The organism is Leptospira kemamanensis, assembly GCF_004769665.1.
Classification (GTDB): domain Bacteria; phylum Spirochaetota; class Leptospiria; order Leptospirales; family Leptospiraceae; genus Leptospira_A; species Leptospira_A kemamanensis.
In genome coordinates, this window is the sequence record NZ_RQGG01000013.1 from 180,172 (window position 1) to 203,796 (window position 23,625).

The following is a 23,625-nucleotide window of genomic DNA, read 5'->3' on the forward strand; positions in this document are numbered from 1 at the left end:
TATGGACGAACTGACCAAAAGAGTGATTCCCTGTTTGGATATCAAAGGGGGAAGGGTTGTCAAAGGGGTTCAATTTGTAAATTTAATCGATGCAGGGGACCCTGTCTCCTGTGCGATTGCTTACGAAGAAAACAAAGCAGACGAACTTTGTTTTTTAGATATCACTGCCTCTTCTGACAAACGAGACATTCTTTTGCATTTGGTGGAAGAAGTAGCAAACAAACTATTTATCCCATTTACGGTTGGTGGCGGAATTCGAACAATCGAAGACGTTAAAGCTGTACTCAACAAAGGTGCTGATAAAGTATCCATCAATACGAGTGCATTCCAAAATTCAAAGTTATTAAAAGATGCCAGTGAAATTTATGGCTCTCAGTGTATCGTCTGCGCAATTGATGTGAAGTTCCATCCCGAACGAAAACGGTATGAAGTGTATCTCAATGGTGGTAGAAAAGAAACGGGTAGAGAGGCGTTGGATTGGGGAAGAGAGGCTTATGAAATGGGAGCAGGTGAAATTTTACTCACCTCCATGGACAAAGATGGAACAAAAGATGGTTTTGATATCACACTCATGAAAGCATTCACTTCCCATTTATCCATTCCCATCATTGCCTCTGGTGGAGCTGGAAATCCTGAACACATGGCTGAAGTGATTTTACGAGGTGGTGCAGATGCAGTACTTGCGGCATCCATTTTTCACTTTGGAGAATTTTCGATACAGGAAACGAAACAAACAATGAAAGAGATGGGAATCAAAGTGCGATTATGAGTTCGTTTCATCCACTGGATACCCTGTTTTTTATCCTACCATTTTTTGTTATCCTTGTTATCTTAATTCGCTTTCGATCTAAAAACCAATCGACAAAAGAATATTTCCAAGCGGAAGGAAGTTTGAGTTGGTTTGTGGCAGGAACCGCCATGGTAGCAACAACCTTTGCTGCAGACACACCTCTTGCCGTAACAGAGATTATACGAGGTCAAGGTATCTCTGGAAATTGGATTTGGTGGTATATGGCTGTCGGTGGGTTTGTCACTGTATTTTTCTTTTCCAAACTTTGGAAACGATCGGGAGCAAGCACTGACCTTGAATTAATTCAAATTCGTTATAGTGGGAAAGAAGCACATTTTTTAAGAGGATTTAAAGCCTTTGTCATCGGCTTTTTATTAAACCTAGTCATTCTAGGTTGGGTTAACTTAGCCATGTTAAAAATTATCCCGGTATTTTTTCCAGGTTATGATGCCTCTTTCATCCTGATTGCCCTTTTAGTCTTTAGCGTATTGTATACTTCCATCGCTGGACTTCGAGGTATTTCTTACATTGATGTATTTCAGTTTTTTCTTGCCTGGTTTGGTTGTATCTTATTTGCCTATTTTGCCATTCAACTTCCTTCCATCGGTAGCCTTGAACATTTAAAAACCCAAGTACCAGAGAATAAAATTCTCTTTTTTCCCAACGGAGAAAATGGCTCTTTACCATGGGACCATTTTTTGATACTATTAACAGTTCTTTGGTGGTCAAGTTGGTATCCAGGTTCTGAACCCGGTGGTGGAGGTTATATTGCACAAAGGATTCTTGCAACTAAAAATGAAAATGCTGCCCTAAAAGGAAGTCTTTGGTTTGTGATTGCCCATTACTTCGTAAGACCTTGGCCTTGGATTTTAGTGGCTCTCGTATCACTTGTGTTATATCCAAATCTAACGGAAGTGGAAAGTGGGAAAGGGTTCCTCATGGTTTTAAAAGAAGGGATGCCTAATGGTATGATGGGACTTATGCTCAGCGCCTTCCTTGCAGCTTATTTATCTACTTTGGCAACTCATTTGAATTGGGGTGCTTCGTATTTGGTAAATGATTTATGGAAACCAAATGCAAAAGGAAACAAACCTGATTCTTACTTTGTCAAACTATCCTATTACCTCCAATTGATCACAGCGGCTTTTTCTTTTGTTTTAGCGGTGTATGGAATGGACACTATCAAAGGGGCTTGGGTGTTTTTATTAGAAGCCTCTTCGGGGATTGGATTTGTTTTAATCTTTCGTTGGTATTTTTGGAGAATCTCTGCGTGGACAGAAATCCTTGCTTTGGTTCTCTCTCCCATTTTTTATCTTGTTTATTCACATTGTTTTGCAATTCCGTTTCCCTATTCGATCTTATATACTTCTTTCAGTTCCGCGTTTGTTCTGATCCTATCGAGTTATCTATTTCCAGAAACGAAATCGGATATCCTTTATTCCTTTTATGAAAAGACGAAACCTCCATACTTTTTATGGAAAGGTTTTTTTACTAAATATCCAAATTATACGCAAACCATTTATGATAACCAAATTTTAGTATCAGTTCTCGGAACTATGGCTGGTCTTTCGTTTGTCTTTGGTGGTTTGTATTCGGTGCAGTGTCTTTTGTGGAGGGAAGGGAACTTACTTTGGGGAATGGTTTTCTTTGGGATAGGAATCCTTGGCCTATATTGGGCCATACAAAAATCGCAAAACAAATCTTAAGGATAATTTCTGATTTCCGTAATGACTTGTGTAAATAAATTCAAACTTTTTGCATCATCAACATTCACTGTTTGGAAAGCCATCATGGAATGATCACAATCACTGATATTGATTTGTTTATAACTTAAGTTTCCAAGTCTCGCACTATTAGAAGTCACAATACCATCAGAGCTCGTAAAACCAGCATTATTTAAAATACTACAACCTGTGTTGTAATAAAATGTTTCCCCCATCGAACAATTACTCAAAATCCCAGCAAAACTGATGAATTTTTGATTTAGACTTGAGTTCAGATAAGAATCGTTGATCGCATCCAATACTTCATTACTAGCGCCTGTTAGATTTGTTTGTAAATTTCCATGATTGGTATATGCCAGTTCCTGGCCACCTTGGGTGTCGACTAAATAGGAACCTAACTCATTTACAAATGCATTGGAGCTAAAAAAACTTTTCGTCGCAAATGGTGAACCGAATTGAGGGCTTGCTAACGTGACCACCAAACGAACAAAAGGTAAAGATCCTGTTTCCTTGGCTAATGCCACTCTTGTCACAAGGCCACCCATAGAATGGGCAATGATGGCCACAGAATCGGAATCAGAAAAATGGCTCCGTAAGGTAGAATGAAACTGCCTTCCATTCACAAGAATGCTATTCGAAGTGCGATAGGTATACACATACAAATCAAATTCTGAATTCGCAGAAGCTTGTCCTTCTTGGAAATGAACCAATCCGTTTCTAAACGTATTTTTGATATTTTGGATTTTCTTTTCATCGTTTGTAATGGGATCGGAATCTCGTTCCGCAGGATTCCAACCATGAATGAGAACCAACTTCTTTTTGTTAGTTTTTGGAAACCATTCCGCATTTAAAAATTGTGAATTGGAGAGATCTCTGGAAGCTCCAGGAATAAATCCAAATAGTTTTTGATTGGGATTGGGAAGGATTCCGAGAAGTGCGAGAAGTAATACTTCATCATTTTTCTGTTTTTCCGAAACAAATTCCTTTCGGTAAAAATCATAAATACATGTTTGGAATAAAAAAGAGAAAATAAAGCAGTGAATTGCAAAAGAGTAGGTTCGCTTATTGCGAAACATGATGAAGCCTATCGAATGTAATTCCACATGCTACCACAACGTTGAGTGAGGTAACAGCTCCATACAAAGGAATCCTAGCAACATAATCCGCATCTTCGAGTAAAATTCTTTTGACACCTTCCCCTTCATTGCCCATGATCACTGCCATTTGTGATACATCAGGTAAAGTTTTCCAAATGTCTTCATCACCTTCTTCATCCGTTGCCAGAATCCAATATTCATTTTTCTTTAAAAATTCGATTCCATGTTTTAAATTGGCAACTCTGTAAATTTGCAAATGGTGAATCGCTCCGGCAGAAACTTTTTCAACAACAGGTGTAATGGGGGATGTATCCCGATCCGACATTAACACATGTTTTACGCCCATACATTCTGCTGTACGTAGTAGATTTCCCATATTGCCAGGATCTTGGATTCGATCTAAAATCAGAATAGGTCCTTCATTTGGTACAATGTTTTGTTTGAATTGTTCAAATCCGAGAGAGGAATACGATTTTTGTTTGGTACGAATGATCACATAACCTTGGTGGTTTTTGTCTTGGGCGATCCGATCCAATTCCCGGCTCGAGACAGTTGTGAACTTAATGGAATTGGGAATATAGGACTTAATTCTTTGTTTTTCTTCGTTCCCAATTCCATCTTTTACAATCACTTCTCGAATCGTTTTAACCCCTCGTTCGGGAGCCATTTGTTCCAATGATTCTAAAAATTCAAAAAAGTTACGTTTTCCAAAAAGTATTTCTACTGGGCTTTTTTCCATGTTGTTTTTCCTTCTTTAGTATCAGCGAGAAGGATCCCTTGGTTTTCCAACTCTTTTCGGATCGAATCTGCGGTAACAAAATCTTTGTTTTGTTTTGCTATTTTTCGTTTTTCGATTTGTTCCAAAATCCAATCTTCTGAAATTCCATTTAATTCTTCTTTTGGTTTTTCAAATTGGAAAACGGCAAATAAGGCATTCATTTTGAAAAACAATTGGAGACACTCTTTTTCGAATGTGAGATCCGAATCTGATGTTTTTTGGTCCAAGGATTGGTTTGCAATCCTCACAAGTTCAAATACAGTCGCCAATGCTTTTGGTAAATTCAAATCATCGGCAATGGCATTTAAAAAATCAACTTCCAGTTTTTGGATCTCTGGTAATGAAAACACAATTCCTTCCCAAGTGGCAGGGATTGGATCGGTTAAGATGTGAGATTCTAGTAATCGATAAATTGTATTTTGAATGCGATCTAAGGCTACTTTTGATTCTTCTAATTTGGATAACGAGAAATTCAACTTACTTCTGTAATGCGCCGAAATTAAATGGTAACGAATGACTCTCGATTCAAAACCTTTTTCTAATATATCTCGTAAGGTATAAAAGTTTCCCTTACTTTTAGACATTTTTTCCCCATCCACTAAGAGATGTTCGCAGTGAAGCCATGTGCCTACAAACTCTTCCTTGGGGTATGCTCCTGTTGTTTGTGCAAACTCGTTTTCATGGTGGGGGAATAGTAAATCAATTCCACCTGTATGAATATCAATGCCTGATCCATAAATTTTACGAATCATTGCGGAACATTCCAAATGCCAACCTGGCCTGCCTGTTCCAATCCTTGTATGCCAACATTTTTCGGTCTCAGACTTTTGGTTTTTCCAAAGGACAAAATCTCTTACATCATCTTTTTCATATTCGTCGGCATCATAACGAACACCAGACTTCATTCCAGAAACATCAATTTTTGATAACTCACCATACCTTTCAAACTTCTGAATGGAAAAATAAACATTACCATCCCGCTCATAAACAAGACCATTTTTTTGTAAGGTTTCAATAAGAGACACCATATCTTCAATGGATTCAGTGGCTTTTGGATAATGTTCTAATTTCTGAACTTGAAGTGTTTCTAAGTCTTTAAAAAAAGCGTCTGTCCATGGTTTGGTAAATTCTTCGACACTGATGTTTTGTTTGATGGATTCATTGATGATTTTGTCATCAATGTCAGTGATATTCATGGATTGGTTTAATTTGTATCCACCAAGTAGTAATGACCTACGAAGTACATCTACGAACAAAAATGATCGGATATTCCCAATATGAGCAAAGTTATAAACCGTTGGCCCACAGGAATAAATCGTTACTTGATTTACATCTTTTGGTTGAAACAGTTCTTTTTTACCTGATTTGGAATTCTGAAAGAAAAAGGGAATGGTTGTCATAGGGCAAAAATTTCTTTCACAAACTCTAAGTTCGCTTGTGGTTGTTTCTCTTTTCCTGCTTCATTTCCTTCTGTTGGATATAACTGCATCCTTTTATCACAATTCATATGATTAAACAAAGCAAATGTAGATTTTGGATGTGACATTTGGTCTTCCATTCCACAAGAAAAGAGGGCAGGGATTTTGATTTTTTTTGCAAAATTCATTGCATCAAAATAGGCGAGTTCTTTCTTATAATCGATTTTTTTCGTTGCTCGTTTCTCAAAAAAAGGAGTAAGTTCTCGCACCCAAGGGTTTCCTTTCAATGACATTTGTTCTTTATCAATATAACAAAAAGAAGGTGTTTCCAAAATTAATCCCTTGATCCGATCCGAATATGCAGCACCAAATACAGATAATGCGGAACCCAAAGACTTTCCATGTAAAATGATTTGGTCTCCATCAATTCCATCTGTTAGCCTTAAAAACTCAATGGTTCGAATGACATCCAAATAGAGTTTTCTCATATAAAACTCTTCTTTTTGGTCGAGTCCATGAGCAAAGTAATTGGGAGTCCAACCAATTGGAGATTTTCCTGTAGTTGGATCCACTGGCATTTGGATCATTTCCTCTCCATGACCTCGAAGGGTAATATGGAGTTGAGCCACACCTAAATCGGAATATCCTTTTTGGATTTCTTCTGGAGTCGCAAGATAATCATGAAAATAAACAACTACTGGACGGTTTCCACGTTTTCTGGGAATCGCCAATTTGCCATATAACACATGATTGTCGATACTTTGAAAACTAACATCGTTTAAAGATTCCCAAATAAAAGATCCTTTGAGAACTGTTTTATAAGTTGCTTTGATCGGGATTTTTTTTAATTCTCCGATTCCTGTTTTCCAAAAGGTATCTAAATCACTTGGTGGATCCAGTTTTGGAACTGTTTGAAAACATTCATCAAAACTAACGGTTTGAGACATGAGAATCCAACTTTGGAGAAAATTGACCTAAAAAACTATACATGGTTTGCAAAAGAAGAACTGATATGGTCATCGGTCCCACTCCACCTGGTACTGGTGTGTAATATGAAGACTTATCTTTTGCTTTGGAAACTTCAATGTCTCCTACATTCCCCACATTATAACCCGCATCCAAAATGACTGCTCCCTCTTTGATCCAATCCGCTTGGATGAATTCCGGTTTGCCAACTGCTCCTACCACGATATCGGCTTGTTTCACAAGTTCTGGTAGGTTTTTGGTTTTAGAATGACAAAGGGTGACAGTCGCATTTAAATTCGTTAACATAATGGCCATTGGCTTTCCTAAAATAGGAGACCTTCCCACAACCACTGCATGTTTTCCCGTTACATCAATTCCATATTCCTGTAATAACAAAACCATTCCGTACGGAGTGCACGGATAATACGCTTCGCTATCCATGGATAACTTTCCAAAGGAGATGGTAGTCACACCATCCACATCCTTCTCCAATGCAATTTCATCAAAGGCTTTTCTTTCATCAATTTGATGTGGGACAGGGTGTTGTAATAAGATTCCATTGACCGAAGGATCCGCGTTTAATTTGCGAATTTCCAGAAGAAGTTTTTCTGTGGTGGTCTCTTCTTTTAAGCGGATGTATCGCGAATTCATTCCTACTTTTTCACAGGCTTTCACCTTCATATTCACATAGGTTTCCGAAGCAGGGTTATTCCCAACAAGGATTGTCGCAAGGGTAGGAATTCCCTTACCATCTGCTTTTGCTTTTGCTAATGTTTCTTGGATTCGATTTCGGATTTTTTCGGAAATCGCTTTACCGTCTAATAGGATGCTAGATTTCATTCTGTAAGTTCAAAATTTCAGAGAAAATTGAACTGGCAAACAGAAAAAACCATCCATGATTCCAAGTTTAGATCCAAAAGAGTCCCAACCATCCCTCACACAAGTTTCCCTACCATTACGTGGTTGGGTGCAAGGCCTTCGTGGCAATAACCATGTCCAATTTTTACAACTACGGACGAATGGTGAGATTTACCAAGTTGTCTGTGAAAAAGAAAAACTAGGGGAAGACTTGTTCAAACAAATCAAATCCCTTCCACAAGAAACCTCTCTCGTTGTTACAGGAAATTGGCAAGAAAACCCAAAAGCTCCTGGTGGTGAAGAACTTCTTTTGTCCTCTTTTGAAATTGTAGGAACCTCTGCGGATTATCCCATCACACCCAAGGAACATGGACCTGATTTTTTACACAACCATAGGCATTTGTGGTTACGTTCCAAACGCCAACTTGCCATCCAACGGGTTCGCTCCGAATTGTCTTTTGCTATCCGTGAATTTTTCCGTAACGATGGTTACACCTTAATTGATACTCCAATCTTAACGGGATCCATTGGTGAGTCTGCTGGGACCCTTTTTTCCACCGAATATTTTGATTTGGGTCAAGCCTACTTAGCCCAAACAGGACAATTGTATTTGGAAACAGCTGCGTTTGCCCATTCGAAGGTATATTGTTTTGGTCCCACCTTCCGTGCCGAAAAGAGTAAAACGAAACGCCATCTCACTGAATTCTGGATGTTGGAGGCAGAAACCGCCTTCCTTGGCCAGGAAGGGAATTTAGACCTCCAAGAACGATTTGTGAAATCGGTTCTAAAAACCACGGTCGAACGAACCAAAGAAGACTTAAAAACCCTAGACCGAGATCCGTCTCCACTTTTGCAGTATTTGGAAAAACCCTTTCCCCGGGTGGATTATGGAGAAGCAATCCGCATCCTAAAAGAAGTGGGGGAAGTCATTGAATGGGGGGAAGACATCAACGCAGAACGCGAACAAATCCTTACCACTCATTTTGGAGGCGCCATCTTCATCCAAAATTTTCCTCGTGCGATCAAAGCCTTTTACATGAAACAAAATCCAAACGATCCCAAAACTGTTTTGTCAGCAGATCTAATTGCCCCAGATGGAATCGGTGAAATCATTGGAGGTTCTGAACGCGAAGAATCCTATGACAAAATTGTAGAACGTTTACAAGAAGAAGGTCTACCACCAGAAGATTATTCTTGGTATTTGGACCTACGCAAATATGGATCTGTGCCACACGCCGGTTTTGGAATGGGGCTTGAACGAGTGATCGCTTGGGTTTGTGGTTTGCCACATATCCGAGAGTGTATCCCGTTTCCTCGTATGATTTACCGATTGGCTCCTTAATTTTTTTTAGGGAAAAAATGCCATAAGACCGATCCTTTTAAAGAAAGAGAGGTACCTTATGGCACAACAAGCAACCCAAGTTTTAACAATATCCGTCGAAAAAGAAGCTTGGGAATTATTTGAAGTAGGTGCAAACGAAGATGTTGTGGTCCTCGCCAAACGCCATCCTGACCATTTTTATGTACAACACTTAGGGTATTTAGCTCTTTATGAACTGACTGGTCGTGCCACAATCCAAGCACCAAAAGGGATTTCCAATTTAGCACCCCTTGTAGATGCGATTCAAAATTTTGAATTGGGAAAAACGGGAGAGGCAGTTAAAAACCTAAACCTATATTTCCAAACCCAAACAAACCCACTTTGTTTTTCCATCATCCAAGTAGCGATCAAAATCTATTTCCGAAACGAAGCATATGAAGATGCTAAGGAAATCATCACTCGTTATAAAAAACAAAAGAATGATCTTTCCTTTCTCAAAGAAGAATTAATTTGTTCGTATTACCTCAAACGATATGACGAAGTCATCAAATTGTTTCGTGACAACATGAAACTTTTAAATGATTCCGACATTCACAAACTCGTAGGTATGGCGTTACTCTTTTTGGATCGTCACAAAGAAGCGAATCTCATCTTTGAAAACATTCCCAATAAATTAAATTTACCAAGTTTTGAAGAGAAACGTAAGATGTATGATTCAGTGTATCGTAACATTGCTGAGTTAGAAAAAAAATCCAGTTCTCTTGGTCATAAAGATTTAGAAGACATGGGTTTTGCGTATCTCTTCAATGGAGAATATGGCAAAGCAGAAAAAATGTTTTTGTCTCTTACTGCGAAACTAAAATCAAAACTCTGCAACGTGTAATGTTTTTTCTGGATTCGGGGTGGCTAAGAAATTTAGTCGCCTCATCCGTTGGGATTACAAGATCGGTTTGGTTTTTTCCTGATGTGGAAAGCGCCAATACAAAATAAGGATTTTTCCCCACCTTCGTTTCATACGCCTTTCCATTTTGATCAGCACGGTAAACAATATATCCCGTTTCAATGGCATAAGCATCTTTCACATAGAGTGGAGAATAGACATCAAGTCCACGGTCAGTTTGAATTTTTGGAAATAACGCACGTTTTACGGGAAGATGCCTTGCGTCCACTACAAGTCCAGTAAATTCTACTGGTATCATCTCTTCACTAAATTCAGGAACACGTTCAGTACCATATTCCATGGGGATATGTGCAAGGATTCCATCCTTACCTTTGATGGGTAAACTTGCTTTTGCTTCTAAAACATTTTTGACAAACTGAAAATCATATTCTTCTTTTTCAGCTCCAATATAAGAATTGAGTCGCAAACGTGCTTGTTGGTTGACTTGTGTGTATTCAAAAATTGTATAATCAGCGTTAAAGAGAATGGATTCTAGTCGTTGGCTAAGTCTTATTTTCAGTTTTTCTTTGGCTTTTTTTCTCGCCATGGAATGTGCTTTGCCTTGGCTAGTAGCAGTATTTTTTCCCGAAAACTCTGGATCATCTTCATCAAACACAATTTTGGGAATGGTTTCTTTGACATTGGATACAATGACTTGGTCAGTCCAATTGACCACAGAAGCATAAATGTCCTTATCCTCAATCGGTTTTGAACCCAAGGAAACAGAAACTAACGAGAAGAGTGAGAGACAAACAAAATAACGCTTCATACAATTCACTTCGGCAATAAATGGAATTTTCTTTCTAAATCATTGAATTCCGTAATGAGAGGAACGCCTTTCGGTAAACTTTGCAAGACGTTTTTTCCATAAGATTTTGTGTGAATTCGTGGATCGAGGATACTCACCATTCCTGTATCGGACCCGGAACGAATGAGCCTTCCAAACCCTTGCCTAAGTAGAAGACAGGTTTTTGGAACTTGCATTTCCCAAAATGGACTTTTGCCCTTTTTTTCCATGTCTTCCATCTTTGCCTGTAGAACAGGTTCCGTAGGCACTTGGAAAGGGAGTTTTGTCACGATCACATTTCGAAGTTTATCTCCCTTAATATCTACCCCTTGCCAAAAACTGGAAACACCAAAAAGGACACTATTCTCATTGGCAAGAAACTCTCGTTTGGCGGCAATAGGTCCCATTTCCGTTTGGGCAAAAATAGGATATGGTACTAAATGGCGAATCTCTTCATAGAGTTCTGTCAAAAGTTTATTCGAAGTAAAAAGTACAAATGCATCTCCCTCGGAAAGTTTCAAAAGCCTTGTGATCCAATACGATAAATCTGTTTTATTTCGTTTGGGGTCTATCACTGGATCTGCAATTTGTTTGGGTACAAACAATAGAGAGTGAGTATTGTATTGGAAGGGAGAATGAAGTGTTTTGGTTTTGACTTCAGTTGTTCCCACTTCCTTAAGAAAGTATTGGAAGTTACCTGCTGTTGGTGATAAGGTAGCAGAGGTCATCACCACAGAGTCCATATTGGGAAAAAGAGTATTTGCTAATATTTCATCTGTGTTTTTCGGTTGGGAAAATAAATAATAAAACGGATCTTTTGAAACTTGAGAAGGTGGTTCAATCCAAAATACCAAATTAGGATTTGCTTTTAAGCGAAAATCGTTCAGAAAAGAAGAGGCTTTTTTTAGATTTCCTGCGACCATTTCGATCCCCAGAGCCAATTCCTTTTCTTCCATGTCATCACTATCTTTTTTGTATTTGGAGAGTAATCCTTCCAAAACGGAAGCTAAATCACCTAACGTATCTTCTAATGCGCCATTATCTAGTTTAATTCGATCGGTATGACGTGTTGCAAATTGATTGAATTGTAATGGAATGGCAGATAATAACATGCGAAAAAAATCATTCGCATAACCAATACTTGCTTCCACAAGTTTAATGATGGATTCACTCGATTTTAGTTTTAAGACAATACCAGTTCTTTTTTCAGGAAAATATAAATAATGTAATAAGTTTAAAATGAATTCATATCGAATTTCCGAACCAAAGGCTTTGCCTACAATTTCAGGGAAAACATGCGCTTCATCAATGACCAACTGCGAAAAAGGAGGGAGTAGTTTAAAATCTCCAGCCATATGGCTAGCAAGGAGATGATGGTTTACAATCAGAATATTTGCTTTTTTCCATTTCTCTTTTTCTACAAAATAATAAGAGGAACTAAAATTGGGACAGTTTCTCCCCAAACAGTTGTCAGACTCCCGAGCTACAGAGGACCAAAACGAATTGGAAAGATAACCATCATATTCAGCTCGGATTCCACTTTCGGTTTGTTTTTCCCAATTCACAAAATATGAAATGGAAGATTCCATTTCAGGTCCAAAATCCCCACGTTCCATAATGCGGTTGTATTTACGTTTGCATAAATAATTACTCGCACCAAGTGCCACCATCGCATTGATGGGAACACCTAGAGCCTCTGAAACAAGGGGAATGTCTTTATAGAGCAACTGGTCTTGTAACGATTTTGTTTCCGTGGAGACAACCACCGTACATTCATTTTCAAGGGAAAACAAAGCACTGGGAATGAGATAGGCAAGTGACTTCCCAACTCCTGTGCCAGCCTCGATCACCCAATTGGTTCCCGTTTGGAAAGCAGACTCAATGGATTCCGACATTTCCATTTGTTCTCTACGAACTTCGTAATCTTTCCAAAGTTTCGGAAGTTGTTTGGTAAAAACTGTTTTTACGTCCAAATCTTAATGCCTATTACGGATGAGTAAAATCACACAAACTACAGTTAGACTTGTGACAGAAATTAAGGAAATCGACATGATAAGGATACCTTGCCAATTGAGCTCTGAAGTTGGCATTAAATTGTCACCCCTTTGTCTTTGCGATTGGTTAAGGCTTTTGTTACTAAAAAGTAGATAAAAACATAAATCAAAACTAGTGAGATCACAACAGACCTTGCCACAATTGCTTTTGTTTTTGCATCCTCCACACTTTTACCTTGGTTTTCTGCCAGAAGTCCCATCACTTCCGGATTCATTTTATCCAAGTATTCAGGAAGGTTCATATAACAAAACGAGACAAAGATAAATAGTAAAAACCAAGGAGTGATGTATTTCAAAACAAATTGAATGAGTTTAGGGAAGGGGATAAGACTTCCTTCGTTTGCATCTTTTACCCCACGATCCACACCAATTTTAAACACAAAGATAAAGATTTGGATCGAAGCCAAAATATAAATCATAATGGTTCCGATGTAAAAATCAGCAATATCTAACGCCGCAAAATCTTTATTAAAATAGATGATTGGTAAACACAAAACAAATGTGAATAAAAACAGTAATAATGAAGACTTACGTCTTCCGATGCGAAAACCCTCTTCTAAAAATAAAATCCCCGGTTGTAACATCGTAACCGATGAAGTGATGGCCGCAAGGAACAGAACTAAAAACCAAAGACCACCAAAAAAATTCCCACCGGGCATCATACCAAATACAGAAGGTAAGGCAATGAATCCCATACCAAAGGTTCCAAACTGTGTCACTTGCATTCCTAAAAACAAAAATGCAACGGGAATTGTAATCATTCCACCAAACACCACTTCTGCGAACTCGTTGAGGGAAGCAGAAGACAAACTTGATAACACAACATCATCTTTCTTTTTTAAAAAACTAGAAAATACAAGTGCAATACCAAATCCAGTGGATAAGGAAAAGAAAATTTGACCGGCAGCACTGATCCAAACTTTGGGTTCGGTGAGCTTAGTCCAATCCGGATTCCACATCACAGCAAGACCCGCTTCGATTCCAGGAATGGTCAGTACCCGAACGAGTATAATCGTCGCACAAATACCCATAAGAGGCATGGCAAATTTAGCGAAAGTTTCTAAACCTTTTGACAGACCTCGGTAAACAAGTAAAAAGTTAAATAAAACACAAAAGAGAAAGAATATGATGATAGGAGATTGGAAACTGGAACCATTTAGTCCCGCACCCGTTAAGGTCATAAAAAATTGGGAAGCATCCTCTGTCATACGATCTCGTGTGGTCGCAGAAAGTGACATTTGTCCTGTGAGAAAATAATACGCATATGCCAAACACCAAGATTCGATGAATACATAGTACACATAAATCATGACGGGAATCATGACTCCAATGGTGCCAGAAAGTTTGAGAGGGAAACCTTTTAGATATTCCCGAAAGATAAAAGGGGTGCTATGACCATGTTTTCCGCCCATCCTTCCCATGGTCCATTCCGCAAGGCAGACAGGAATCCCTAACAAAAGAAAACTAATGATGTAAGGAACCATAAAGGCGCCTCCACCGTTTTGTGCCGCTTGTCCAGGGAAACGTAAAAAATTTCCAAGACCAATGGCGCCACTGGCAACTGCTAAAATCAAACCGACTCGACTGGCCCAACCTTCTTGGTGTTCCGCTTGTCTCTCTTTCATCTGGGACTATTGAATGGTTTTGGAATTATGTGACAAAATCTTTTTGCCGAAGAGGTGAGAAAAAGCAAGGCTTAAAGTAGCCTTGCTTGGTTTGTTTTCAATTTAGCCTAAAAAAAGCTCGTTTTTTTCCATTTTGAGAACTTTTGATACCAGATTCTTAAAATCTTCTGGTGGTTCTAAAAGTCCAAGTTCCACTTTTGACAGAAACGGAGTCGAAACTTTTAATTTCTTTGCGAAATCGTATTGTTTGATTCCTAACTCACGTCGAACTGCCCAAAGTTTGTTTTTCAATCCATTGGAAAACTCAGGGTAGATGTCTTCCACAGCGCTTTCGTTAAAGAGTTTATCAACGGACGTTTTGAGATACTTTGCACAAGACGACTTGAATTTTTCAGTCGGATCTTGGGCACCAGTCTCAATTTTGGAAAGATAACTCGGAGATACCCCCAAAGCCCTTGCCATATCGTACTGTTTGATGCCTCTCTTCTTTCGAAGCATGTAAATGTGATTGTTCATTTATCCCCCCTAACAGTCAAAATATGTCAAATATGGCAAAATTCAATAAAAAAATTTTGCCATATTCCAAATCTTGTGAGAGATTACAGTGTAACTTCTTTTAGGCGATCGCTAGCGATCACTAAATTGTATGTAGTTTTGAGACCGGTAACTTTTTGCTCAATGAAAGAATTTCGTTGGGATCCTTCCATTTCAGACTTAATCCTTTCGCGAACTGCCGCATATGGTTTTGGAATTCGGTTTTGTGGATTTCTTGGGTCTTGGTCAGAATACGCATATAACTTTCCTGCCTCGTAAGCATCACGCATTTGCGCTTCTGTTACGGTTACAGGAATGGCTTTGATCTCATCTTGAAGAGATTTTAATGCCAAACTCACCTTCATTTTATCCAATTGCATGAGGTATCCAATTTCAGAGTCAATTCCTTGCACACGTTTGGATGTTTCAGCAATTTTACCTTGGAGGATTGTGGATTGGAATAAATTCAACATATCCCAAGTTTTTGCTTTTTCTGTTTTGTAATCTTGTTTGAGTTGTGAAGGAATTCCTTCGAAATCTGCAGTGAGATCTTTCCAAGTATATGTCTTTCCATCTTTGTAGGAGAATAGGATATAATCTGGAGTAAACTGTTTTGGATCTACATCATCTGGACCTGTGAATCTAGGTAGATTTTCTACTTTGATTCCACTTTCCTCAGTAATCTTTTTCAATTCTTTTTGATACAAACCTTGTTCATACTCTTTCATTGTATGCGAAGCAAATTGGTTTGCTTTGTCAGCTGTTTCACCTTCCGTAAAGTACGCGATACTTGCTTTTGTCTCTGCATCGTCATGAGATTTTCCGTATTCAATGGCTTCCTTTTTGAAATCATCAAACACAGATGTAAAATATTTGCCAAGTCGTTCTGGATGTACTTTTTCTGTGCCAATGGAACGAACTACATATGCAATTCTACCTTCACCTTGTTTGGCATAGGCGATGAATTTTCCTTCTTTGACAATTCTTACTTCATTTAAAATTTCTTCCAATGGAGTTTCTGCACAGTTCGTGCAAAAGGGTTCTAATTTTCCACCAATTGGCTTTCTTGTCATGTCATCAGTTTCTTTTGCAACTTCGATCGCAATATCTTTGTCGGACATTGAATTCAATCGATTGGCTAAGTCTTGAGCTTTTTTTAGATTTTCAGCTTCATTTTCTCCGCGAACAAGTGCTAATTGGAGGTTAATAAACTCTAATGGTTTTTCTTTTAATCCATTTTTCACATACTCACGCATATAAACATTGAGTTTCAAAAAATCTTTTACTAGAGCTTCAATTTTTGTTACGTCTGCTTCCGAAACTTTTTTGGAGGAAATGGCATCCTTTAATAAAATTTTTTCTAAAGCGATGCTTTCTAAAATTTTCACTTGGATGTCTGCACTAATTGGTTGTGGTTCAGAGTTACCTCGTTTGGAGGCTTCAATTACAAAATTCATCTCTCTACGTGTCACCGTACCACCATCAAACGTTGCCAGGATTTCTGTATCCTTGGAACAATTGAGGAAGGGGAGGAGAATTAAACCGAGTAAAACCACTCGGTATATTTGTTTGTTTCGAATCATTTGGGTTCCTTGTCTTTTACAGTCTTTAAAATTGATTAGTATTTGCGAACAGGGCGTTCTGGTTTTTTCGGTTCTTGCGGAGGGGAAATTACTTCTTTAGCCACTGCTGTCGGTTGTGAAGTTACGGAAGCCAGTGTCGATTTTCCGGGTTTCACCACACCACCTTGTTTTTCGACCCGAAGTCCTAAAATCTCGGTTTTTTGGTCTTCCAATTTTGTCATTTCGGATAAAAATGTTTCTTTTAGGATGGGAGAATATTCTCTGTCAGTAGCAAGCCTGTCTGTGAGTTTTTTTAATTCCACCACATCGCGGTCAAGTTCTTCCAGTTTTTTGTAAAGATGAGCAACAGTAACCTTCAAATCGCACTTCCTTCCAAAACTTTTATTTACTTGCAATAGAGTGCAAGAATGAAATAAGAAAATTAGAAAAATTTATGAGTTTAGACGATTTAGTAGTTTCCACTGAGAAAATTGATACCGTTTACGTAACCAAATTACAGGGAAATCTAAACAACTTCACCGCTGAAAAATGCATCAAATCGGTTACCAATTCCTTAAAACACGGATCGGTGATTTTGGATTTGGAAGAACTCAATATGGTCACAACCCAAGGTATCGTCGCATTTAAAACCTTAAATGAAGAAGCATTTTTACAAAAATACAAAATCATTCTCATCAATCTCCCGTTAAGCGTAAGACAAGCCTTTCTCATGGCAGGTGTTCGAAATTTATTCCCCATCGCAAATAATGAAGAAGCCGCATTTAAAATGGCATCAAGACCCAGTAGGTAATGGAACATGAATTCAGGATTTAATTTTTTTCGTAAGATTTGGCATGTATTAGGGCTTATCATTCCCGTGACTTTGTATTTGGATCCCTTCCAAGGTATGTTTGATTTGGTGTATGCCACAAGAGCCATTCTTGTCACTTCCCTTGGGATCTTTTTAATTTGCCTGATTCTGTTAGAAATCGTAAGGCTCACAAATGCGAGTTTTGAAGCATTTTTTTATCGTTACTTTGGGTTTCTGATGAAAGAATCAGAACGACAAAGGTTTAATGGAACCGTTCCCTATTTTTTAGCAAACCTTATCGTTGTTTGTTTTTTCCCTGCAGAGATTGCCATTTTAGCGATCCTATTTTTAGTCATAGGAGATCCGTTTGCGGCATTTGTAGGAAGTCGTTACGGAAAACACCGGTTTTATAATGGAAAATCCATTGAGGGAGTTTTTGGTTTTTTAATTCCTGCATTTTTGTTTTCGGTCCTTGTTTTGTATCTCATCACAAAGTCACATCCAGAAAGTTTTTTATCTTTGGTTGACCACCACGGGTTTACCTGGAAACCGATTGTCATTGTTTTGGTTTCGGTAATCGTATCCTGTGCAACGGAGTTTTTTTCGAATACAACCGCCAAGGGACTGATCGATGATAATTTACTCATCCCAGTGATTGGTGCAATTGCATTATCTGTTTTGTCGCTTTTGTATTTGGATTACACACCGATGGATTTTTTCTTTGATCCAAACGCATTGTACATTCAAAAATAAATAGAATCTTTAGTGATGGATTAAGACTTAGATGCAACCGTTCCGTTTCCTTCGATTGTGAAAGTCGTTTTTGACAGTCAAGAAATTGAACTTATGTTTATGGTTTCCACTGCAATCGAACAATTCTTTGTTTGGTGATGGGAGTATGTCCCGGAACTTTGACAAGATAGGTTAATGGGATCTCTCCCAAACTTTCGATTTGGAAAGGTTTGTCTGCGATTCCTGTGTGTCGAAATTCTTCTTTTAAGAGAGCACCCAGGTAATGAAAGGAAATTAGGACGTTCGGCTGAAACACGTTCCCTTCCATTCGTTCTTTGGAACTTCCATAGAGGAGATACGCATGATACTCTAACTTAAAGGCATCCGATGACAATCCATTCCAAGACTTGGCAAACTCCAAACGAATCCCAGGTGTTTCTCTGGCTGTGAAGTATAAAAAATTTCCAAAATCTTCATAACTTGGATTTTCTTTTTGAAATTTGGTTTTCTCTAAAAAAACGATATCGTTTTCCGTTTTCGGTTCCGTACATTCGAGGGCATCGTTAAAATTATCGCAGAATTGAAAACTCACTTCATCTTTGGTTTTGCAATGAACACTCAGAAAAATAGAAAAGACCCAGAATAGAGCGATGGACCATCGACTCACGAACCCAAACAAATGTTTAAGATTTGAATTTATTGAATTCATACGATTCTCGTAAGGTATTAAAAAAATATATCACTTCTCTTTCTTTGAAATAACTTTGGGTAGAAGGAAGAGGTAAAAGTTGCCCTCTGGAAAAATGATAAACAGTTTCGGCGTAAACCCCTTGGAACAAATACATCCGATGAAAATCATCTTTTGATTTCGCAATGACTATGTTATGCGAAGTGACATATCCAGGAATGAGCAGAGCACTTAGATCTTTTTTTTGTAACAAGGTTTGGAATTCCAAACAATCCTTTTTTTTCTCAACAATTTCTTCTCTATGGATTCTTTGTTTGAAGGATAAAACCTTGGTATACCTTCCAGGATAGGCAAACTCTCTTTCGGTTTCATCTGCGACCCATTTAGGCAAAAGCAATGATTCGTATAAAACTTTAGAAAATCGTTTTTCAGCTATAGACTTTAGTTCAAAAAAAGTATCTTCATTCTCATACGAAACGATCAGAAAAAAAGAAACTCCTTGTGGTCTTTCTAAAATCTCTTGTGGCATTGTTAGTCTTCAGTGACCCCAGTGATCGTAAAACCATCGAGTAACATATAAGGAACAAAAGAAGATTCTCCTAAAAGTTCCCCTTCTTTAGAGATGGCTTCAATTTGGTGTAAGGCATCAAAGGCATTCCCAACAATTTGCACCTCACGGACAGGAATTTTTTCCCCTGCCTCTAAAAGATAACCACCTTTCACAACTCCAGAAAAATCCCCCGAGGCTCCATCTTTTGTTCCAGAGATTCGGTTCACAAAAAGTGTTTTTCCTGGGAGTTTGAAAAACTCATCCTTCGAAGAACTGCCAGGTGCTATTTGTAATTGTTTGGGACCACAACCGGGTAGGCTTTGGGCGCCACCAGTGGCTGAGCCATTGGATTCCTTAAGACCCGCTTTTTTTGCTTCATAGGTATTGTAAAAATAAGATTCCAAAACTCCATCGGTAAGAACATTTTTCTTGGAAGTTGGCATACCCTCCCGGTCAAATCCAGTGGATCCCATATAAGCCTTGTTAGTAGGATCATCCCAAATCGAGAGAAGGGTAGAGGCTACTTTTTCTCCCAGTTTTCCTGCCATTTTCGATTTGCCTTTGCGTAGACTTGTTCCGTTTAAGGAACCAATAAAAAGACCAAGGAAAAAGGAATACACTGCATCCGGAGGGAGAAGCACTTTTCCTTGAAAACCAGAAGTGGGTTTTGCATATAAGGCACCCATACATTTGTTTCCAAACTCATGGAAGGCTTTTTTCCACAAGGATTGGAACTGGTCTTTTGTGAAACCACTGGCAGAATCATAATCGAAACTTCCAACTAGATCGCCATCCACACCCATTCCCATCACAGATGCTGAGAGTTCCGCACCCAGTTCATGAGCCATCACACCTTTGGAAGAAACAATGAGTTTATAACCTTTGCTAAGCGAAAAATCCCCTGAGTCAATATTGACTTTATCATAAAGATCACTTCGCCAACCGAGAGCCTCTTTCGCATAACCAACTAAATCTTCGATTCCCATGAAATCAAGTGTTGTGTCATAGGTATCAAAATGATTTGTAATCGTTCTCGCTTCTGGTAAAACTAAATCGACATCTGGTGTTGATTGGCTTTTGGCCAATTGGTATGCTTCTTCAATGGATGTATACAAACTCGGGATGTGGTTGGAAATGAGAAATCCCTGGTTTCCTTCATGGACCACTCGGATTCCAAACATATTTTCTTCTGTGGCTGTACAATTGTTTAGATCATTTTTTTCTAAACTTACATCTTCCGAATATCCATAACTGGAATAAATTTCTACTTGTTCCATCCCATTGGATTTTGCTTTCGAAATTAAATTGGTGAGTAAATCTTTTTGGTCGTTTAAGCGTTTTTCAATCGTTCCACGATCCATTATTTTCCACCTAACAATACTTTTGTGCGAATATATGGGCCACCTGCATCCACCTTCGCAGGTTGTCCTTTCCCGCAATGACCCGATCCCAAATCCCATTTAAATTCTTTAGAGACCATATCTACATTTTGTAAAACATCAAAGGCAAGACCAGAAACAGTTACCCCTTTCAATAGGTGAGTAATTTTTCCATTTTGGATGCGATAGGCTTTTTGAACGGCAAACATAAATTCTCCCGTCGCATCCGCTTGGCCGTTTTTGGCACCATCTAAATAATACCCATCTTTGGTACTAGCGATCATCTCATCCAAACTCGAATTTCCAGGAAGTAAAAATGTATTTCTCATGCGGATGAGTGGTACATCACCGTATTCCCAAGCTCTCGCAGAACCCGTCGGTGCCACACCAAATCGTTCGGCGGTTTCCCTATTGTGAAGGTAAGAGGTAAGGATTCCATTTTTGATGATGACTGTATTACTCGGAATGACTCCTTCATCATCCACAGGGATGGTTCCACCAGCTCCTTCATAAAATTCGGAAGACCCTGAGTCGCATAACGTCACCAAGTCGGAGCCAACGCGGTGGCCAATTTTTCCTTGTGCCACAGAGCCAGAGAGTACGAAGTCTGCTTCCACGGTATGTCCAATGGCTTCGTGAACCAGTAGGCCTACAATCGAAGGAGAAAGAATCACAGTCGAAAGTCCACCATCCGGTAATTCACTCGAGAGTAAATCCACAGCTGTCTTACAAGCCTCTTCTGAAATTTGAGAGGCAGTTTGGCTTCGGAAGAGACAATCCCATCCACCAGTCACTCCTATCGAATGAGAACCAGATTCTAATTTTCCTTCGTCTTTGGCAACAGCGGACACACGAAACTCTGGCCGAACCAAACTAAAAAAACTATCTGCCCCGTCTGTCGTGACAATGGCTTTTTCTTCATAAATTTCAGAATACCCACACCCAACTGACTGGAGTTTGCTGGATTGTTTTGCCGCTTCATTTTGGATATCAAGAACCATCTTTAGTTTTTCATCCACGGAACGAGAACGAAAGTCTTCGATCCCTTTCCCAATAAAATCACCGACGGCAAAATTTGCTTTGGGTAAATTTGGGATTTTGTCTTTGCGAAGAGCAGAGGAGAGCCTTGCTGCTTTTTTTGCGATTTGAATGGCATTTTGGATGGATGCTTTGGAGATTTCACTGGTAGAGGCAAAACCCCAAGTACCTGATTCTAACACTCGAACGCCAACACCCGTTCGTTTGCGAAGGGCCGTAGATTCCACACGCCCACGTTCTGCAAAAAAGGAACGACTTTCTTTGTGATGGTAACGTAATTCAACAAATCCAGATTCTTCTGATAAACATTCTTTTAATAGGTCACGCATCACACACCGTCCTGAATTCTATTGTAGTTTAAAAATGAGATTTGATTTTGGAATCAAAAAAATCGAGTAGGATCTTCGGTAACCATCTCCCTTCGGGATTTTCTGGAGATGGATCACTGATAAACCCAACATGTCCCCCTTTTTCGGTGAGAACTGTTTGTAACATGGGTAATGATTTCCAACGAATTTCATGCCACACTTCTGATGGCACAACAGGGTCATCGTCCGCATGGACAATGAGGCCAGGAATTTTAATTCCCGATAAATACTTCACACTGGAACATATATTGTAGTATTCTAGAACATTCGCATAACCAGAAACTGGTGCTGTAAAAAAATCATCAAAGTCAAAGAAGGACTTACTGCGAAGTACTTGTTCTTTTCGTTTTACAGTGATGTCATAAATTCCAGAAGCAACTTTTTCCTTCATGGTCTCTAAAAAATGATCTCTATAAAAATTACCAGCTCGTGAATCGATAAAATCACAACTGCGTTTTAAATCCAAGGGAGGGGAAGTCGCCGTAAATGCTTTCGCATAATGTTCTCGTTTTTCACCGAAAAACTTCAATACCATATTGGCAGATAAAGAAAACCCTGAAACGAAAATGGATTTTGTAAAATGATTATGAATGTATTTTAAGACAACTCCAATGTCTTCCGACTGACCTGCGTTATAAGGCTTCTTGGCAAGTCCCAAACCACGACCACAGTTTCTTAAATTCATCCGTATCACACCATAACCACGATTAAGTGCTTCTTTACCCACACTGACCATATAATGGGATTCGGAACTTCCCTCCATACCATGCACTAACATGATGTAAGATCCATTCCAAGGAGAAACTTTTTTTCGGACAACGGAAAGTGGAGGATTGTGTTCAAGCCACAAAAGATCCCCAGACCCATCGTTTGTGGGAATGAGGATACTCTCGGAATAATACTCATCCTCCAAAGCATTGTCTGGAGGAAACAGTACATTGTAGACAGTTTGAAGGTGACGACCTTCTAAAAATCTTCTAGGTTTAAATTCTTTGTTAGACGACGTCAATTGTGTTTACGATTTTATCCACGATGCCATAAGCAAGTGCTTGTTCTGCATCCATATAATAATCGCGATCAGTGTCTTCCACCAATTGTTCGTAGGATTTTCCACAAGCGTCCGCTAACATCTGATTCAATTTTTCTTTGGTTTTCACAATGTCCTGTGCATGGATGAGTAAATCCGTAGCAGGAGCTTGGATTTGTCCACCGATGGAAGGTTGGTGGATCATCACTCGACCATTAGGCCAAATGTAACGGTTTCCTTTTTTGCCACCAATGAGGAGAATTGATCCCATAGACGCAGCCATACCCATACACACAGTGTGTACTGGAGAGGAAATCATTTGCATGGTATCGTATACAACTAGTCCGGAGGTAACAACACCACCAGGGCTATTGATATAAAACGTAATTGGTTTTCCAGGATCTACCATTTCTAGGTACATCAACTTGGCAGTAAGTTCTTTTGAGGATTCATCAGTGACAGGACCCCAGAGAAAGATTTTCCGTTTTTCCAGGAACTTCTTTCCCATGTTTTTGTCGCTAATGAGGTCTTGGATGGTTTCGGTGATTTCTTTTTCTGGTGTTTCTTCTTCTGGCATA

Annotated in this window: 23 protein-coding genes; 6 read left to right on the forward strand and 17 right to left on the reverse strand. The window is 38.9% G+C overall.

The window, feature by feature from the left end; all coding sequences use genetic code 11:
* Nucleotide 1: 1 nt before the first annotated feature.
* Nucleotides 2–769 carry an imidazole glycerol phosphate synthase subunit HisF gene (gene hisF, locus EHQ59_RS05485; protein ID WP_135618223.1) on the forward strand — a complete coding sequence of 256 codons (768 nt, stop codon included), beginning with the start codon at nt 2–4 and terminating at the stop codon, nt 767–769.
* On the forward strand, nt 766–2,496 hold the full coding sequence (locus EHQ59_RS05490; RefSeq protein ID WP_135618225.1) for a sodium:solute symporter family protein: 1,731 nt from the start codon (nt 766–768) through the stop codon (nt 2,494–2,496). The genes hisF and EHQ59_RS05490 overlap by 4 nt, the downstream gene beginning before the upstream one ends.
* On the opposite strand, the gene EHQ59_RS05495 is transcribed toward EHQ59_RS05490, so the two are convergent.
* From EHQ59_RS05495 to folD, 5 genes are read right to left on the reverse strand one after another with little or no spacing between them, the layout of a single operon-like run.
* On the reverse strand, nt 2,493–3,590 hold the full coding sequence (locus EHQ59_RS05495; RefSeq protein ID WP_135618226.1) for a lipase family alpha/beta hydrolase: 1,098 nt from the start codon (nt 3,588–3,590) through the stop codon (nt 2,493–2,495). The genes EHQ59_RS05490 and EHQ59_RS05495 overlap by 4 nt on opposite strands.
* Nucleotides 3,577–4,350 (reverse strand): 23S rRNA (guanosine(2251)-2'-O)-methyltransferase RlmB, encoded by a 774-nt coding sequence (gene rlmB / locus EHQ59_RS05500; protein ID WP_135618227.1) that lies wholly within the window; start codon nt 4,348–4,350, stop codon nt 3,577–3,579. The genes EHQ59_RS05495 and rlmB overlap by 14 nt, the downstream gene beginning before the upstream one ends.
* Complete coding sequence (gene cysS / locus EHQ59_RS05505) at nt 4,332–5,789, reverse strand: cysteine--tRNA ligase (protein ID WP_135618229.1); 1,458 nt, start codon at nt 5,787–5,789, stop codon at nt 4,332–4,334. Before cysS ends, rlmB begins: the two co-directional genes overlap by 19 nt.
* Nucleotides 5,786–6,754, reverse strand: coding sequence for an acetylxylan esterase (locus EHQ59_RS05510; protein ID WP_135618231.1), 969 nt, complete (start codon nt 6,752–6,754; stop codon nt 5,786–5,788). The genes cysS and EHQ59_RS05510 overlap by 4 nt, the downstream gene beginning before the upstream one ends.
* Nucleotides 6,738–7,613, reverse strand: coding sequence for a bifunctional methylenetetrahydrofolate dehydrogenase/methenyltetrahydrofolate cyclohydrolase FolD (gene folD / locus EHQ59_RS05515; RefSeq protein WP_135618232.1), 876 nt, complete (start codon nt 7,611–7,613; stop codon nt 6,738–6,740). Before folD ends, EHQ59_RS05510 begins: the two co-directional genes overlap by 17 nt.
* 55 nt (nt 7,614–7,668) lie before the next feature.
* On the opposite strand from folD, the gene asnS reads away from it, so the two are divergent.
* Both asnS and EHQ59_RS05525 read left to right on the forward strand, forming a co-directional pair.
* Nucleotides 7,669–8,973, forward strand: coding sequence for an asparagine--tRNA ligase (gene asnS, locus EHQ59_RS05520; protein WP_135618234.1), 1,305 nt, complete (start codon nt 7,669–7,671; stop codon nt 8,971–8,973).
* Nucleotides 8,974–9,031: 58 nt separating this feature from the next.
* Nucleotides 9,032–9,835, forward strand: coding sequence for a hypothetical protein (locus tag EHQ59_RS05525; RefSeq protein WP_135618236.1), 804 nt, complete (start codon nt 9,032–9,034; stop codon nt 9,833–9,835).
* On the opposite strand, the gene EHQ59_RS05530 is transcribed toward EHQ59_RS05525, so the two are convergent.
* The 6 genes from EHQ59_RS05530 to EHQ59_RS05555 form a co-directional block, all read right to left on the reverse strand.
* Entirely contained in the window at nt 9,798–10,661 is an 864-nt protein-coding gene (locus tag EHQ59_RS05530) for a hypothetical protein (RefSeq protein WP_135618238.1), read from the reverse strand. The genes EHQ59_RS05525 and EHQ59_RS05530 overlap by 38 nt on opposite strands.
* A gap of 5 nt (nt 10,662–10,666) precedes the next feature.
* Nucleotides 10,667–12,652, reverse strand: coding sequence for an ATP-dependent DNA helicase (locus EHQ59_RS05535; RefSeq protein WP_135618240.1), 1,986 nt, complete (start codon nt 12,650–12,652; stop codon nt 10,667–10,669).
* 116 nt (nt 12,653–12,768) lie between these two features.
* Nucleotides 12,769–14,358: a sodium:neurotransmitter symporter family protein gene (locus tag EHQ59_RS05540; RefSeq protein WP_135618241.1), complete on the reverse strand. Its 1,590-nt coding sequence runs from the start codon at nt 14,356–14,358 to the stop codon at nt 12,769–12,771.
* A gap of 102 nt (nt 14,359–14,460) precedes the next feature.
* Nucleotides 14,461–14,856, reverse strand: a complete 396-nt coding sequence (locus EHQ59_RS05545) for a helix-turn-helix domain-containing protein (RefSeq protein ID WP_015678327.1) — start codon at nt 14,854–14,856, stop codon at nt 14,461–14,463.
* Nucleotides 14,857–14,957: 101 nt separating this feature from the next.
* Nucleotides 14,958–16,475, reverse strand: coding sequence for an LIC12015 family putative lipoprotein (locus EHQ59_RS05550; protein ID WP_135618243.1), 1,518 nt, complete (start codon nt 16,473–16,475; stop codon nt 14,958–14,960).
* A 35-nt stretch (nt 16,476–16,510) separates the two neighbouring features.
* Nucleotides 16,511–16,834 carry a hypothetical protein gene (locus tag EHQ59_RS05555; protein ID WP_135618245.1) on the reverse strand — a complete coding sequence of 108 codons (324 nt, stop codon included), beginning with the start codon at nt 16,832–16,834 and terminating at the stop codon, nt 16,511–16,513.
* A gap of 74 nt (nt 16,835–16,908) precedes the next feature.
* Between EHQ59_RS05555 and EHQ59_RS05560 the strand changes: the two genes are divergently transcribed.
* On the forward strand, nt 16,909–17,265 hold the full coding sequence (locus EHQ59_RS05560) for an STAS domain-containing protein (protein WP_135618247.1): 357 nt from the start codon (nt 16,909–16,911) through the stop codon (nt 17,263–17,265).
* Nucleotides 17,266–17,271: 6 nt separating this feature from the next.
* Entirely contained in the window at nt 17,272–18,018 is a 747-nt protein-coding gene (locus EHQ59_RS05565) for a diacylglycerol/polyprenol kinase family protein (RefSeq protein ID WP_135618249.1), read from the forward strand.
* Between the two features lie 97 nt (nt 18,019–18,115).
* Here EHQ59_RS05565 and EHQ59_RS05570 read toward each other — a convergent pair whose 3' ends face one another.
* The 6 genes from EHQ59_RS05570 to EHQ59_RS05595 are packed head-to-tail and all read right to left on the reverse strand — an operon-like array spanning nt 18,116 to nt 23,624.
* Nucleotides 18,116–18,706, reverse strand: a complete 591-nt coding sequence (locus EHQ59_RS05570) for a hypothetical protein (RefSeq protein WP_244245399.1) — start codon at nt 18,704–18,706, stop codon at nt 18,116–18,118.
* On the reverse strand, nt 18,681–19,214 hold the full coding sequence (locus EHQ59_RS05575; protein ID WP_135618251.1) for a DUF4416 family protein: 534 nt from the start codon (nt 19,212–19,214) through the stop codon (nt 18,681–18,683). The genes EHQ59_RS05570 and EHQ59_RS05575 overlap by 26 nt, the downstream gene beginning before the upstream one ends.
* 2 nt (nt 19,215–19,216) lie before the next feature.
* Complete coding sequence (locus EHQ59_RS05580) at nt 19,217–20,596, reverse strand: TldD/PmbA family protein (protein WP_135618253.1); 1,380 nt, start codon at nt 20,594–20,596, stop codon at nt 19,217–19,219.
* Entirely contained in the window at nt 20,596–21,981 is a 1,386-nt protein-coding gene (locus EHQ59_RS05585) for a TldD/PmbA family protein (RefSeq protein WP_135618254.1), read from the reverse strand. Before EHQ59_RS05585 ends, EHQ59_RS05580 begins: the two co-directional genes overlap by 1 nt.
* 28 nt (nt 21,982–22,009) lie before the next feature.
* Nucleotides 22,010–23,029 carry a YheT family hydrolase gene (locus tag EHQ59_RS05590; RefSeq protein ID WP_135618256.1) on the reverse strand — a complete coding sequence of 340 codons (1,020 nt, stop codon included), beginning with the start codon at nt 23,027–23,029 and terminating at the stop codon, nt 22,010–22,012.
* Nucleotides 23,016–23,624, reverse strand: coding sequence for a ClpP family protease (locus EHQ59_RS05595; RefSeq protein ID WP_012388690.1), 609 nt, complete (start codon nt 23,622–23,624; stop codon nt 23,016–23,018). The genes EHQ59_RS05590 and EHQ59_RS05595 overlap by 14 nt, the downstream gene beginning before the upstream one ends.
* Nucleotide 23,625 lies beyond the last annotated feature (1 nt).

What these genes read in the sequence shown, in the direction of transcription:
- cysS (WP_135618229.1), bottom strand. Translation starts at nt 5,789, where the DNA reads ATGACAACCATTCCCTTTTTCTTTCAGAATTCCAAATCAGGTAAAAAA.
- EHQ59_RS05490 (WP_135618225.1), top strand. Translation starts at nt 766, where the DNA reads ATGAGTTCGTTTCATCCACTGGATACCCTGTTTTTTATCCTACCATTT.
- EHQ59_RS05570 (WP_244245399.1), bottom strand. Translation starts at nt 18,706, where the DNA reads ATGAATTCAATAAATTCAAATCTTAAACATTTGTTTGGGTTCGTGAGT.
- EHQ59_RS05540 (WP_135618241.1), bottom strand. Translation starts at nt 14,358, where the DNA reads ATGAAAGAGAGACAAGCGGAACACCAAGAAGGTTGGGCCAGTCGAGTC.
- EHQ59_RS05550 (WP_135618243.1), bottom strand. Translation starts at nt 16,475, where the DNA reads ATGATTCGAAACAAACAAATATACCGAGTGGTTTTACTCGGTTTAATT.
- asnS (WP_135618234.1), top strand. Translation starts at nt 7,669, where the DNA reads ATGATTCCAAGTTTAGATCCAAAAGAGTCCCAACCATCCCTCACACAA.
- folD (WP_135618232.1), bottom strand. Translation starts at nt 7,613, where the DNA reads ATGAAATCTAGCATCCTATTAGACGGTAAAGCGATTTCCGAAAAAATC.
- EHQ59_RS05575 (WP_135618251.1), bottom strand. Translation starts at nt 19,214, where the DNA reads ATGCCACAAGAGATTTTAGAAAGACCACAAGGAGTTTCTTTTTTTCTG.
- hisF (WP_135618223.1), top strand. Translation starts at nt 2, where the DNA reads ATGGACGAACTGACCAAAAGAGTGATTCCCTGTTTGGATATCAAAGGG.
- EHQ59_RS05545 (WP_015678327.1), bottom strand. Translation starts at nt 14,856, where the DNA reads ATGCTTCGAAAGAAGAGAGGCATCAAACAGTACGATATGGCAAGGGCT.
- EHQ59_RS05565 (WP_135618249.1), top strand. Translation starts at nt 17,272, where the DNA reads ATGAATTCAGGATTTAATTTTTTTCGTAAGATTTGGCATGTATTAGGG.
- rlmB (WP_135618227.1), bottom strand. Translation starts at nt 4,350, where the DNA reads ATGGAAAAAAGCCCAGTAGAAATACTTTTTGGAAAACGTAACTTTTTT.
- EHQ59_RS05525 (WP_135618236.1), top strand. Translation starts at nt 9,032, where the DNA reads ATGGCACAACAAGCAACCCAAGTTTTAACAATATCCGTCGAAAAAGAA.
- EHQ59_RS05580 (WP_135618253.1), bottom strand. Translation starts at nt 20,596, where the DNA reads ATGGATCGTGGAACGATTGAAAAACGCTTAAACGACCAAAAAGATTTA.
- EHQ59_RS05595 (WP_012388690.1), bottom strand. Translation starts at nt 23,624, where the DNA reads ATGCCAGAAGAAGAAACACCAGAAAAAGAAATCACCGAAACCATCCAA.
- EHQ59_RS05585 (WP_135618254.1), bottom strand. Translation starts at nt 21,981, where the DNA reads ATGCGTGACCTATTAAAAGAATGTTTATCAGAAGAATCTGGATTTGTT.
- EHQ59_RS05510 (WP_135618231.1), bottom strand. Translation starts at nt 6,754, where the DNA reads ATGTCTCAAACCGTTAGTTTTGATGAATGTTTTCAAACAGTTCCAAAA.
- EHQ59_RS05495 (WP_135618226.1), bottom strand. Translation starts at nt 3,590, where the DNA reads ATGTTTCGCAATAAGCGAACCTACTCTTTTGCAATTCACTGCTTTATT.
- EHQ59_RS05560 (WP_135618247.1), top strand. Translation starts at nt 16,909, where the DNA reads ATGAGTTTAGACGATTTAGTAGTTTCCACTGAGAAAATTGATACCGTT.
- EHQ59_RS05530 (WP_135618238.1), bottom strand. Translation starts at nt 10,661, where the DNA reads ATGAAGCGTTATTTTGTTTGTCTCTCACTCTTCTCGTTAGTTTCTGTT.